The 12072-nt window shown below is 68.2% G+C and carries 12 protein-coding genes; 6 read left to right on the top strand and 6 right to left on the bottom strand.

What is annotated here, in order from left to right; translation table 11 throughout:
• Nucleotides 1–31: 31 nt before the first annotated feature.
• Together ligA and AC6IW9_RS17560 are read left to right on the top strand one after the other, a co-directional pair.
• Nucleotides 32–2173, top strand: coding sequence for an NAD-dependent DNA ligase LigA (gene ligA, locus AC6IW9_RS17565; protein ID WP_497765459.1), 2142 nt, complete (start codon nucleotides 32–34; stop codon nucleotides 2171–2173).
• A 262-nt stretch (nucleotides 2174–2435) separates the two neighbouring features.
• Entirely contained in the window at nucleotides 2436–3155 is a 720-nt protein-coding gene (locus AC6IW9_RS17560; RefSeq protein WP_497765457.1) for a DUF1013 domain-containing protein, read from the top strand.
• A 220-nt stretch (nucleotides 3156–3375) separates the two neighbouring features.
• Here the strand turns inward: AC6IW9_RS17560 and AC6IW9_RS17555 are convergent, their stop codons facing one another.
• Complete coding sequence (locus AC6IW9_RS17555; protein WP_003610889.1) at nucleotides 3376–3552, bottom strand: hypothetical protein; 177 nt, start codon at nucleotides 3550–3552, stop codon at nucleotides 3376–3378.
• A 284-nt stretch (nucleotides 3553–3836) separates the two neighbouring features.
• Between AC6IW9_RS17555 and AC6IW9_RS17550 the strand changes: the two genes are divergently transcribed.
• The 3 genes from AC6IW9_RS17550 to dprA all read left to right on the top strand — a co-directional run bounded on the left by AC6IW9_RS17550 (nucleotide 3837) and on the right by dprA (nucleotide 7578).
• Nucleotides 3837–5657 carry an ABC transporter transmembrane domain-containing protein gene (locus tag AC6IW9_RS17550; RefSeq protein WP_497772551.1) on the top strand — a complete coding sequence of 607 codons (1821 nt, stop codon included), beginning with the start codon at nucleotides 3837–3839 and terminating at the stop codon, nucleotides 5655–5657.
• 92 nt (nucleotides 5658–5749) lie between these two features.
• The gene (gene plsY, locus AC6IW9_RS17545; protein ID WP_497765452.1) at nucleotides 5750–6343 is read left to right on the top strand and encodes a glycerol-3-phosphate 1-O-acyltransferase PlsY; all 594 of its coding nucleotides are present in this window, start codon (nucleotides 5750–5752) and stop codon (nucleotides 6341–6343) included.
• Complete coding sequence (gene dprA, locus AC6IW9_RS17540; protein WP_497765449.1) at nucleotides 6340–7578, top strand: DNA-processing protein DprA; 1239 nt, start codon at nucleotides 6340–6342, stop codon at nucleotides 7576–7578. The genes plsY and dprA overlap by 4 nt, the downstream gene beginning before the upstream one ends.
• 27 nt (nucleotides 7579–7605) lie before the next feature.
• Here dprA and AC6IW9_RS17535 read toward each other — a convergent pair whose 3' ends face one another.
• On the bottom strand, nucleotides 7606–7821 hold the full coding sequence (locus tag AC6IW9_RS17535) for a hypothetical protein (RefSeq protein WP_497765446.1): 216 nt from the start codon (nucleotides 7819–7821) through the stop codon (nucleotides 7606–7608).
• A gap of 574 nt (nucleotides 7822–8395) precedes the next feature.
• Between AC6IW9_RS17535 and AC6IW9_RS17530 the strand changes: the two genes are divergently transcribed.
• Complete coding sequence (locus AC6IW9_RS17530) at nucleotides 8396–8914, top strand: hypothetical protein (protein ID WP_497765443.1); 519 nt, start codon at nucleotides 8396–8398, stop codon at nucleotides 8912–8914.
• A 10-nt stretch (nucleotides 8915–8924) separates the two neighbouring features.
• Here AC6IW9_RS17530 and ruvX read toward each other — a convergent pair whose 3' ends face one another.
• The 4 genes from ruvX to AC6IW9_RS17510 form a co-directional block, all read right to left on the bottom strand.
• Complete coding sequence (gene ruvX / locus AC6IW9_RS17525) at nucleotides 8925–9407, bottom strand: Holliday junction resolvase RuvX (RefSeq protein ID WP_497765440.1); 483 nt, start codon at nucleotides 9405–9407, stop codon at nucleotides 8925–8927.
• A 38-nt stretch (nucleotides 9408–9445) separates the two neighbouring features.
• Nucleotides 9446–10219, bottom strand: a complete 774-nt coding sequence (locus AC6IW9_RS17520) for a lysophospholipid acyltransferase family protein (protein ID WP_497765437.1) — start codon at nucleotides 10217–10219, stop codon at nucleotides 9446–9448.
• A 37-nt stretch (nucleotides 10220–10256) separates the two neighbouring features.
• On the bottom strand, nucleotides 10257–10994 hold the full coding sequence (locus AC6IW9_RS17515; protein WP_497765434.1) for a YdcF family protein: 738 nt from the start codon (nucleotides 10992–10994) through the stop codon (nucleotides 10257–10259).
• A gap of 95 nt (nucleotides 10995–11089) precedes the next feature.
• A complete protein-coding gene (locus tag AC6IW9_RS17510) occupies nucleotides 11090–12067 on the bottom strand; it encodes a cell division protein FtsX (protein WP_497765430.1) in 978 nt (325 codons plus the stop codon).
• Nucleotides 12068–12072: the final 5 nt, after the last annotated feature.

Below are 12072 nucleotides of genomic sequence, written 5' to 3'. Positions count from 1 at the left end.
CGCGCGTTGGACGAAAAAGCTCGAAATTGTCATGAGCGCTGACGACGTCCGTCCCTCTGCCCGCAAGCGAGGCGAAAGAGAACGCCCTCCGGTCGAGGAGCTTTCGCCCCGCCGCGCCAAGCTCGAGCATTCGCGGCTCGCCGAGGAGATCGCCGAACATGACCGGCGCTATTATCAGGAAGATTCGCCGACCATTTCCGACGCCGAATATGACGCATTGCGCCGGCGCTACGAGGCGCTGGAAAGAGCCTTTCCGGAACTCGCCTCCGACGCCTCGCCGATGAAGAAGGTCGGCGCGGCGCCGGCCGAGAAATTCGCCAAGATCAAGCATGTCGTGCCGATGCTCTCGCTCGGCAACGTCTTCGCGGACGAAGAGGTCCATGAATTCGTCGCACGCGTGCGACGATTCCTGAATCTTCCGGCCGAAGCGCCGCTCCTCTTCACCGCCGAGCCGAAGATCGACGGACTCTCCTGCTCGCTGCGTTACGAGAAGAGCGAACTCGTCTCCGCCGCGACGCGCGGCGACGGCTATGAGGGCGAGGACATCACCGCCAACATCCGCACGCTCGAGGAGATCCCGCAGCGCCTGCGCGGCGACGTGATCCCCGAGATTCTCGAGGCGCGCGGCGAGGTCTATATGCGCCGCGAGGATTTTTTCGCGCTCAACGAGCGGCAGGCCGCCGCGAGCAAGCCGCTCTTCGCCAATCCGCGCAATTCGGCCGCCGGCTCGCTGCGCCAGCTCGATCCGTCGGTCACCGCGAGCCGGCCCCTGCGCTTCTTCGCCTATGGCTGGGGCGAGGTGAGCGTGATGCCCGCCGACACGCAATTCGGCATGGTGCAGGCATTCGCTCGCCTAGGCTTGCCGACCAATCCGCTGACGAAGCTCTGCGGAAGCGCCGAGGAACTGCTCGCTCACTATCGGAGCATAGAGGCGCTGCGCGCGACGCTCGGCTATGACATCGACGGCGTCGTCTACAAGGTCGACGACATTTCCTTGCAAATCCGTCTCGGTTTCGTCTCGCGCGCGCCGCGCTGGGCTGTCGCGCATAAATTCCCGGCCGAGCGGGCCATGACCATCGTGCGCGGCATAGAGGTCAATGTCGGCCGCACCGGCGCGCTGACGCCGATCGCGCGGCTGGAGCCGGTGACGGTCGGCGGCGTCGTCGTTTCCAACGCCACTCTGCACAACGAGGACGAGATCGCCCGCAAGGACATCCGCATCGGCGATACGGTTGTCGTGCAGCGCGCCGGCGACGTCATTCCGCAGATCGTCGAGGTGGTCCTCGAGAAGCGGCCGGAGGAGGCGAAACCTTATGATTTCCCGCATGTCTGCCCGGCCTGCGGCTCGGCGGCCGTGCGCGAGATCGACGAAAAGGGCGTGGAGGATGTGGTGCGCCGCTGCACGGGCTCGCTCGTCTGCCCGGCGCAGGCGATCGAGCGCCTGAAGCATTTCGCCTCGCGCAACGCCATGGACATCGAAGGACTCGGCGACAAGCAGATCGAATATTTCTTCAACGAGGGGCTGATCCGCACCGCCTCCGAGATTTTCACGCTCGCCGAGCGCGACCAGTCGAGCCTCACGAGGCTCGAAAACCGCGAGGGCTATGGCGAGACTTCGGTGCGCAATCTGTTCGCGGCGATCGACGCGCGGCGGAGCGTTCCGATCAATCGTTTTCTCTATGCGCTCGGCGTTCGCCATGTCGGCGAGACGAACGCGCGGCGGCTCGCCCGCCATTTCGGCGATTTCGCCAGCCTGCGCGAGACTGCGCGCGAGGCCGCGCCCGGGAACGAGGCGCGCGAGCGCATCGAATCGATCGAAGGAATCGGCGGCGTCGTCGCCGAGGCGCTCTATGATTTCTTCGCCGAGCCGCACAATGAGCGCGAGATCGACGCGCTGCTCGCGCATGTGACTCTGGAGCCGATGCCGACGATCGAGAGCGCTTCGCCCGTCGCCGGCAAGACGGTGGTGTTCACCGGCGCGCTGGAACGCTTGACGCGGGAGGAGGCCAAGGCGCAGGCCGAACGCTTCGGCGCGAAGATCTCCGCCTCCGTGTCGAAGAAGACCGATCTCGTCGTCGCCGGCCCCGGCGCCGGCTCCAAGCTCGCCAAGGCGAAGGAACTCGGCGTCGAGGTGATCAGCGAGGAGGAGTGGTTTTCGCGCACCGGGCAGTGAGGCGAGCCATGCGCCCGTCGTCGCGAGCGCAGCGAAGCGATCCAGAATCGTCGGGCCCCTCGATCGCTGCGTCGCTTCGCTCTTCGCAAGGAGGACGGCCGAGCCGTGCCGCGAAGGCGGCGCGCACATTGCGCTCTGCGGCTTCGCGCGTTATATAGCGACTATCCCCCAGCATGGTGATCGAGTGACGAGGCGCGAAGCCTCGGGCGGGCGGCGCAGCCAGCGCGCCGCGGCGCCATCGCACGTCAAGGAGAATCAGAAGATGAGCAGCACCGCTCCGCTCATGCCCAAGGCGACCGCCGTCTGGCTCGTCGAGAACACGTCGCTGAGCTTCGACCAGATCGCCGACTTCTGCAAGCTGCATCCGCTCGAGGTCAAGGGCATCGCCGACGGCGAAGTCGCCGCCGGCATTCGCGGGCTCGATCCGATCACTTCCGGGCAGCTGACGCGCGAAGAGATCGCCCGCGGCGAGCGCGACGCCGCCCATCGTCTGACGCTGTCGGTCTCCAAGGTGAAGGTGCCCGAGATCAAGCGCGCCCGCGGTCCGCGCTACACGCCGCTTTCCCGCCGCCAAGACCGGCCGAACGCCATTCTCTGGCTCGTGCGCAATCATCCGGAGCTCAAGGACGCGCAGATCATGCGCCTCGTCGGCACGACCAAGAGCACGCTGAAGGCGGTGCGCGAGCGGACCCATTGGAACTCCGCCGCTCTGGCGCCGATGGATCCCGTCACGCTCGGCCTCTGCTCGCAGATCGATCTCGATTTCGAGGTCAATCGCGCCGCCAAGGATCGCCCGCCGGCGCTCGAGGAGCAGGGCCAGACGCTGCAGCCGGCCGAAGTGACCACGAGACCCTACCACGAGCCGACGACCACCGAGGACGTGTTCGGCAAGAGCGCCCCCACGCCGGTCGAGGCAGAGGAAGACCAATTCGACGCCGACCGCGTGTTCGGCCGCCTGAAAAATATCGATTTCGAGGACTGAGCGCCGGTCGCGCGGGGGGCGCGACAATGTGGCGCATTTACCGACGCCCGTGCTTCATGGTTTGGTGCAGATGTCGGCGGCGGGCGTCTTTGAAATCGTAACGCCGACGGAGACGACCGTCGGCGTTACGTTCGACCCGCTCCGCGGCGGCAAGAGCCGCTCAGGCGGACGATTGAGGCGGATTGCTCACACGCGAAGCGGAACCTGCGTGTGGGCCGGCTTACTTGAAGTAGAAGCCGAGGACGCCGCCCGCGAGACCGCCGACGACAGCGGCGGAGACGGTGTTGGCGATGCCGCCGAGGCCAGCGGCGCCGAGGCCGCCGAGTAGAAGGGCGCCGATGCCGGCGAAGAGGTAGACGTTGGTGGAGAGTGTGGGTTCGAATTCTTTCTCGGCCATTGCTGTCACTCCTTCCGGTTTCCAGAGCGTCCCGCCTTATCTTTTGTAGGGTGGCGGGTACGCGCTAACCCCGTTGCTGCGGGGCCGTCTTGTCGACAGGCAGAGCCTAACATAACCTTGTCGACTGTCCAGTCGCTCTCACGCCCGATTGCGTTCGGCCATCCGAGGTCCTTCGCGACTTTCAACAAAGTCAAGTATCTAAGACGTCGCAGGGTGCGCATGGGCGGAGGCCGCGGCGGCGAAATCAGTTGGAACGAGTCCGGTTTGCGGGCTATATCGCCGCGATGACCGGCGAAACCTCCCCTGAATCCGGCCCGCGCTGGCGCCGCATTCTCGCTCCTCTGGAGCGGGTTGCGCCTTTCGCGTTGCGCTATCGGGTCCGAATCGGTCTCGCATTCGTCGCGCTCGCCGCCGCCTCGCTGGCGACTCTCGCTCTGCCGCTCGCGGTGCGCGGCATGATCGACCATGGCTTCTCGACCGACGATCCGGCGGCGGTCAACGCCTATTTCGCCGCGATCGTCGGCGTGGTCGCCATTCTCGCGCTCGCTTCGGCCTCGCGTTATTATCTGGTGATGACGCTCGGCGAACGCATCGTCGCCGATCTGCGCGCCGCATTGTTCCGCCATCTGACGCGCCTCGACGCCGGTTTCTACGACGGCGCCAAGACCGGCGAACTGATGTCACGGCTCACCGCCGACACGACGCAATTGAAAGCGGTGTTCGGCGCTTCCGCCTCGGTGGCGCTGCGTAATCTGTTCCTCTTCGTCGGCGCGGTCGTCATGATGGCGCTGTCGAGCGTCAAGCTCTCCGCCGTCGCGCTCGCCGCCATTCCGCTGATCGTGCTGCCTCTCATTTTCTCCGGACGCGCGGTGCGCAGGCGCTCGCGCCACGCGCAGGACAAGCTCGCCGAGGCCAGCGCCTATGCGGCGGAAAGCCTCGCCGCTGTGCGCACCATGCAGGCCTGCAACGCACAGAACGCGGCCGCCGGCCGTTTCGCCGCCGCGGCGGAGGACGCCTATGACGCCGCGCGCGAGGCGACGAGCGCGCGCGCGCTCGTGACCGCAGTGACGATCTTCCTCGTGTTCTCGAGCGTCGTCGCCATGCTGTGGCTCGGCGCCCATGACGTGCTTTCGGGGCGCATGACCTCGGGCCTCTTGTCGCAATTCGTGCTCTACGCCGTGCTCGCGGCGACATCGCTCGGAGAATTGTCGCAGGTGTGGAGCGAGGTGACGGCGGCCGCGGGCGCCGCGGGCCGCATCGGGGACATATTGGCGATCCGTGCGGCGATCGCCGCGCCCGACGCGCCCCTCGCTCTGCCGCGCCCGACGCGCGGCCGCATCGTGTTCGACGATGTGAGCTTCTCTTATCCCATGGGCTCGGGCGGCGCGGCGGTGGAGCATTTGAGCTTCGTCGTCGAGCCGGGAGAACGCGTCGCCATCGTCGGCCCTTCCGGCGCCGGCAAATCGACCGTGTTCCAGCTGATCGAGCGCTTCTATGATGTGACCGGCGGCGCCGTCACGCTCGACGGCGTCGATCTGCGCCGGCTCGATCCCGACGAACTGCGCAGCAAGATTGCGCTCGCCCCGCAAGACCCGGTCGTGTTCGGCGCCACGGTCGCCGAGAACATCGCCTATGGGCGCGAAGGCGCTTCGCGCGAGCAGATCGTCATGGCGGCGCGGCGCGCCCAGGCGGCTTCCTTCATAGAGGCGCTGCCGCAGGGTTATGACACGGAGCTCGGCGAGCGCGGCGTCACTCTGTCGGGGGGACAGCGCCAGCGACTAGCCGTCGCCCGCGCCATTCTCGCCGATGCGCCGGTGCTGCTGCTCGACGAGGCGACCTCGGCGCTCGACGCCGAGAACGAGGCCCTCGTGAAGGCGGCGCTGCACGATGTGATGGCGGGACGCACGACGCTCGTCATCGCCCATCGTCTCGCGACCGTGCTCGAGGCGACGCGCATTCTCGTGATGGAGCAAGGCCGCGTCGTCGAGACGGGGACACATGCGAGCCTCGTCGCGGCCGGCGGCCTCTATGCGCGGCTCGCGAGGCTGCAATTCGACACGGCGGAAGCGGCGGTCGGGGAAGGCGCGCTGGAGCACGCGGGCTGACCGGCCGATCCGGCCTTGCGGGCGACGGCGGGCGCGACTAACGTCTCTCGCGTCCGGCGCAGGGGCCGGACAGTCATCGGAACAAGCGCCTCGTGTCTTTTTCGGCTCAAGACTTTGCCGCTCTCGCGCTCGGCTATTTTCTCGGCTCGATTCCGTTCGGCCTGCTGCTGACGCGTCTCGCGGGCACGACGGATATTCGCACGATCGGCTCCGGCAATATCGGCGCGACGAATGTGCTTCGCACCGGACGCAAGGATCTCGCCGCCGCGACTCTGCTGCTCGACGCGCTGAAGGGCGCCGCCGCCGCGCTGATCGGCGCGCAGATCGCGCCAGAGGGCGGCGTGATCGCCGCGGCGGCGGCCTTCATCGGCCATGTCGCGCCCGTCTGGCTGCGTTTTCGCGGCGGCAAGGGCGTCGCCACATTCCTCGGCTCGCTGTTCGGCCTCTACTGGCCGGCGGGACTCGTTTTTGCGGCGGTGTGGCTCGCCGTCGCCGGCTTCTTTCGCTATTCGTCGCTGTCCGCGCTCACGGCGAGCCTCGCCGCGCCGCTGTTCCTCGCCTATGCCGGCCGGCTGCCGGAGGCCGCCGCATTCACCGCCATGGCCGCGCTTCTGTGGTGGAAGCACGGCGACAATATTCGCCGGCTGCTCGCCGGCCGAGAGAGCCGCATCGGACGGAAGGCATGAGCGAGCCGTCGTCCGCGGTCCGACTGACGCCGGAGCAGCTGTTCCACTGGTTGCGGCTCATTCGGTCCGAGAATGTCGGACCGCGCACCTTCCGCCAGCTCGTCAATCGTTTCGGCGGCGCCGAGGCGGCGCTCGACGCCCTTCCCGAACTGGTTGTGCGCTCCGCGCAGGGACGCGAGATCCGCATCGCCGAGCCGGACGAGATTCACGCCGAACTCGACAAAGCGGCGGCGCTCGGCGTGCGCTTTCTCGCCTCCGGCGACAGCGATTATCCGCCGCTCCTGCGGCAGATCGAATCGGCGCCGCCGCTGCTCGCGCTGCTCGGTTCGGCCGAAGTTCTCGCGCGGCCTTGCGTCGCCGTCGTCGGTTCTCGCAACGCTTCGGCCGCGGGCGTCGCCTTCACGGAGCGTCTGGCCCGCGGCCTCGCGCGGGAGCATTACGTCATCGTTTCCGGCCTCGCGCGCGGGATCGATCTCGCCGCCCATCGCGCGAGCCTCGAGACCGGCGCCATCGCCGTGCTCGCCGGCGGACATGCGCGGCCCTATCCGGCCGAACATGCGCCGCTGATCGAGGAGATCGCCGCGCGGGGCGGCGCGGTCATCTCGGAAATGCCGATCGAATGGGAGCCTCGCGGCCGCGACTTTCCGCGCCGCAACCGCATCGTCTCGGGTCTCGCGAGCGGCGTCGTGGTGGTCGAGGCGGCGCGCCGCTCGGGCTCGCTGATCACTGCGCGCTTCGCGGCCGAGCAGGGGCGCGAGGTGTTCGCCGCGCCCGGCTCGCCGCTCGATCCGCGCGCCGAAGGAACCAACGATTTGCTGCGCCAGGGCGCGACGTTCTGCACGGGGCCGGATGATGTGACGCGCGCGCTCGCCAGGACGGCGACGCCGGGCCGCGATCTGTTCGGCGAGAGCGACCGTCCGGCCGTCGAAGACGAGCCGCTATGGGACGAGATCGACCTCTTCTCGTTTCAGGAGCGCCGGCCGCCGAGCTTTGCCGCGGAGCCCGCGCCGCTGGCCGGAGATCGCGCCGAGCCGCCTGCGGCGGAGCCGCGGCCTCCTCCCGCGGGCGACGCGCTCGCCCATGTCGTCGCGCTGCTCGGCCCGGCGCCCGTGACGATCGACGAGCTGATCCGCGCGGCCGGCCTGCCGGCGCGCGAGGTCCATGCCGCGCTGCTGGAGCTCGATCTCGCCGGACGCGTTACACGGCACGGCGGCAATCTGGTCTCGCTCGTCTGAGGCGAGAGGCGACCTCGATCGCTCGTGCTATGCGTTGCCGGATTTGTCGACGGTCGGCGCGGACGAGGCGAGTTCGCGCGCTCTGTTCTCGGCCTCGACGCGCGCGAGCCTGAGAAAATAGCCGAGCATCGCGAGATCGGCGCGTTCCGCCATCGTCGCGAGCTCCGCCGCCATCTCGGCGATGTAGGAGGCGAGCGACGCCGTCGTCGTCTCCATGGCCGGGCGTGCGGGAGGAACGTCCATGTTCTCGCTCATTTCATTCCGCGGCGGCGCCGCGCCAATCCAACTTTCAACTTATAGTCGAAATTTGCCAGCCGCGAGGCGACTTGTCAACGCGCTCGAGGCTGCGCTGAGCCACCTTGTTTTTGACTGGAGCGAGCCTCGGCGGCCCTGTCTCAAATACAACCTATGATTGAAATTCGGGAGGAGCTGCCCGGCAGGCGCAGCCGCTTTCGATTCTCCCCGGGGCTGGACGCGCGAGAGAGGCGCGTTAGTTCCCGGTGACCCGCGACATCGTTCACGGGATGCAACCGGGATGATTTGATTTTTCTAGAGCTGCGCTTGGGGGTCTCATATGGGTGTTCGCTTGGGCTTCGGCATCGTCTCGCGCTTTCGCGAGCCCGCCGCGTCGCATTCCGCCGCGGCCGCGACCCGGACGCATCGGCGTCATCGTCGACAATCGGATCTTCGTCTCCGGCGCTGATCTCTCCGCCGGCGTCGCCGGCATGGGTGAGCGCCGCGAGCAGCGGTCTCGTCGTCCCTCGGGGCGGCGGGGAGACGGGGGGCAGAGCCTGGCCAACACGAGGAGGCCTCAGTCATGAGCAAGATTGCCAAGTTGTCGATGCTCGGCGCGACCGGCGCCGTGATATGCTTCGCCGGCGGGAGCGCCGCTCTCGCGGGTCCGGTCGGTCTCGCCGATGCGGCGATGGCGGCTCCGCCCGCGGCGACCGAGTCCGTGCACTATCGCGGCCGCTCGGCCTATGCCGGCCGCTCCGCCCATTACTGCCCGCCGCGCAAGATCGAGCATCGGACCGTTTACGTGCGCAAGATCATCGAGCGCCGCACGGCCTATGTCGTTCCGCGCACGCGCTACATCGTCGAGCGCCGCACGGCCTATGTGGCGGCGCCGGTCGCCACGGCGGTGGCGGTGCCGGTCGTGGCGGTGACCTATCCGGGCTATGGCGGCGGCTACGGCGGCGGCGGCGGCGGCATCCTCGGCGCCGGCGCCGGCCTGCTCGGCGGCGCGCTGAACATCGGCTTCGGCGGCGGCGGCGGCTGGGGCGGGCCCGGTTGGGGGGGTGGCGGCTGGGGCTGGCGTCGCGGCGGCTGGTGGTGAGCCGGCTCGTCTAGCCGGGCGACGCGAGGCGCCGGAGCCTGTCGAGGGCGCCTTGCAGAATATAGGCGGCGGCCATGCGGTCGACGACTGCGGCGCGCTTGGCGCGCGAGGCGTCCTGCGCCAGCAGCTCTCTGGTGACGGCGGCGGTCGAGAGCCGTTCGTCCCAGAAATCGTAGCGCAGCGCGCTCCGCGCGCCGAAATTGCGCATGAAGGCCCGCGTCGCTTGCGCCCGCGGGCCTTCGGATCCGTCCATGTTGAGCGGCAGGCCGACGATCAACGCCGCGACGTCGAATTGCGCTGCGAGCGCGCCGAGACGATCGGCGTCGGCCGCGAATTTGCCGCGGCGGATCGTCTCCAAGGGCGAAGCGAGGCGGCGCTCCACGTCGGAGAGCGCGAGGCCGATGGTTTTCGTTCCGACATCGAGCCCCATCAGCCGGCCCTTCGCGGGTAGAAGCGCGGCCAGCTCTTCGAGAGGCGTGCGTAGATCGGTCATCGCCTTCGCCCAGCCTTTCCCGAGGCTCCGAAAATACTTCAGGCCGTCGCCGCGGCGGCGCGGTTGCGCGCGACGATCTCGCCGAGAGCAGGGTCGCGCGCGACAGCTTCCTCGATCAGACGCTCGGTCGCGGCCTCCATCGTCTCCTGCAGCCGCTCGAAGAAGAGCTTGGGCTCGAGGCCCGGCTCGATCGGCGGCAGATATTCGAGGACGACGGTTCCGGGGCGGATCAGAAAGGACCGGCGCGGCCAGAACAGGCCGGAATTGAGCGCCACGGGCAGGCAGGACGCGCCGGTCTCGTGATAGAGATGCGCGACGCCGAACTTATATTGCGCCGGCGCCCCGACCGGGCGGCGCGTTCCTTCGGGGAAGATGAACAATTGCCGGCCCTGGGCGAACAAAGCCTTGGCTTTGCGCGTGATCTGCGGCAGCGCCCGCCCGCCCTTGGCGCGATCGATGGCGATCTGCTCGGCGGCCAGAAGATACCAGCCGAAGAAGGGAATATAGACCAGCTCATGCTTCAATATGTAGGAAAAGTCGGGAAAGTGCAGCGGCAGCACGAAAGTGTCCCAGATCGACTGATGCTTGCAGGCGACGATGACCGCGCCTTTCGGAATATTCTCGAGCCCTCGGAACTCGACCTTCAGCCCGACGATTTTCTCCAGCCACCACAGAGACGTGCGTCCCCAGGCGCGGCCGAGAGCCATGGACGCGTGCCGCCGCATGACCAGGGCCGGGAGCCAGATCAGCATCAGCACGGCCATATTGGTGAAGAAGACGATATTGAACAGCAGCGAGCGCAGGAACAGCATTTGGGCGCCTGACGAGTGGATCCGGTCGAGGCGTTCTCTAGCGCATTTCCGGCCGCGGCAAAATTGGCGGCGGCTGCGACGCAGGGGCAGGGTCGACCTCGGCCATTGCTCCGCTCCGCGCGGCCGACGTGGCGGAGGATCCGCCATCGATCAGACGGGTGCGCGCCAGCGCATAGAGATATTTGACATATTCGGCGCCGATGAGGCGCGCGACGCTCATGTCGTCGAGCCAGTCGGCGACCCGCACATGCCCGCTCACCACGGGAAAGGGGTAGAGCTCGACGCCGGGCAGGGCGGCCGACAGCTCCACCAGGGCGCGGGGCATGTGATAATTGGACGTGACGACGATGAGCGAGCCGCGAATGCCGCGCGCTTCGGCCCATTCGCGCGTCTCGGCGGCGTTGCCCGCCGTGTCCAGCGCCTCATAGCCGAGGTCGACGCAGCAATCGAACAATTGCCGCGAGACCGGCAAGAGCTTGGCGATCTCGGCGCCGCGGGTGGTTTTGTTCACGCCGGTGATGAGCAGTCGGCGCGCCTGCCCGCGCGCGAGAAGCTCCGCCGCTTCCTGGATGCGGTCGGACCCGCCGGTCAGAACGACCACCCCTTCGGCCTGCACGGTGAGGACCGGCTCGGCGCGCTCGAGCGACAGGGCGAAGCCGATGAAGCCCGCGACAAAGGCGGAGACGATGAAGCCCGTCAGACAAAGAATCAGCGTCGCGGCGCGTTTCGGCGCTGCCGATCGCCGTCGTTTCTGCGCTCCGGAGGCAGTTGCCACGCGCGTTCCGTCCCAGATTCGTCGCGCGATGCGACCTTTGGCGAAATGTGTGAGCGACGGCGGAGACTGTCCAGAGGGCGATCGACTCCCGCCGACTACTGCAGCCGTCGCAGCTGGCGGAATACGATCTCCTGCGACATGAATCCGGTGAGCAGTCCCGCCGCCGCCGAAATCGCCGCAATGACGGCGAAGCCGAGCGGACCGAGCGAGACGCTGCCGAACATGGCCTCGATCTGGTCGCCGCCGGGCGTCGCCGTCCAATGATCGGCGAGATAGCCGGCGAGAAGAAAAAAGGCCATGGCGCAGCCGCCGCCGATCAGTCCGCCGCGCAGGCCGAGCGCCACGAAGCGCCGCTGGAACTGGCGGGCGATATAGCGATCGGCGGCGCCGACGAGATGCAGCACCTCGATGATCTCGCGGTTGCCCACCATGGCGGCGCGCGTCGCGAAGGCGACGGTGAGGCCGGCGGCGACGACGATCAGCGCGAAGATCAGCGCCGCCACGGCGACGGCGGCGCCCGCCATCTGCCCGAGACGCTCGACCCAGAGTCTGTGATCGTCGAGCGCGGCGTTGGGAAGCTGCTCGGCGAGCTCTCGGCGCAAATGATCGAGATCGGCGCGCTTCTCCTCGTCGAGCTTGAGCACGATCATGCGGGGCGCGGGCAGCTCGGCGAAGTCGAGCCCCTGGCCGAGCCAGGGCGCGAGCAGCGCCTCCGATTCCGCCTTGGTGTAGACCTTCACGTCGCGCACGCCCTCCGTCGCGACGAGGATGGCCGTCGCGCGCACGACATCCGCTTCGACGTCGCGGCCGGCGACCGGACGGATCTGCACGCTCGCCTCGCGCGCCACCTCGCGCCGCCAGTCGACGCTGGCGTCGGCGACGAGCAGCGCCGCGCCGGCGGCGAGGGCCGCGAGGAAGGTCATGATGGCGATGACGATGACGAGCGAACGCCCGGCGATCGAGAAGGTCGGAACGAGGGGCGTCTCGCGCGCGAGCGCCTCGTCGAGTGGGACGGCCGCTTCCTCGTCCTTCGTCTCGATCATCGTCCGGCGCGCCAGGATCGCTCGAATCATGCGCG

The organism is Methylosinus sp. shoA (genome assembly GCF_059718125.1).
The sequence above is the reverse complement of the archived record's forward strand: the minus strand, read 5'-3'. Positions and strand labels throughout refer to the sequence as shown.

Bases quoted from the DNA above. Each gene is read 5' to 3' on its own strand.
- AC6IW9_RS17550 (WP_497772551.1), top strand. From the start codon at position 3,837: ATGACCGGCGAAACCTCCCCTGAATCCGGCCCGCGCTGGCGCCGCATT.
- AC6IW9_RS17535 (WP_497765446.1), bottom strand. From the start codon at position 7,821: ATGGACGTTCCTCCCGCACGCCCGGCCATGGAGACGACGACGGCGTCG.
- AC6IW9_RS17560 (WP_497765457.1), top strand. From the start codon at position 2,436: ATGAGCAGCACCGCTCCGCTCATGCCCAAGGCGACCGCCGTCTGGCTC.
- dprA (WP_497765449.1), top strand. From the start codon at position 6,340: ATGAGCGAGCCGTCGTCCGCGGTCCGACTGACGCCGGAGCAGCTGTTC.
- AC6IW9_RS17520 (WP_497765437.1), bottom strand. From the start codon at position 10,219: ATGCTGTTCCTGCGCTCGCTGCTGTTCAATATCGTCTTCTTCACCAAT.
- AC6IW9_RS17555 (WP_003610889.1), bottom strand. From the start codon at position 3,552: ATGGCCGAGAAAGAATTCGAACCCACACTCTCCACCAACGTCTACCTC.
- AC6IW9_RS17510 (WP_497765430.1), bottom strand. From the start codon at position 12,067: ATGATTCGAGCGATCCTGGCGCGCCGGACGATGATCGAGACGAAGGAC.
- ligA (WP_497765459.1), top strand. From the start codon at position 32: ATGAGCGCTGACGACGTCCGTCCCTCTGCCCGCAAGCGAGGCGAAAGA.
- ruvX (WP_497765440.1), bottom strand. From the start codon at position 9,407: ATGACCGATCTACGCACGCCTCTCGAAGAGCTGGCCGCGCTTCTACCC.
- AC6IW9_RS17530 (WP_497765443.1), top strand. From the start codon at position 8,396: ATGAGCAAGATTGCCAAGTTGTCGATGCTCGGCGCGACCGGCGCCGTG.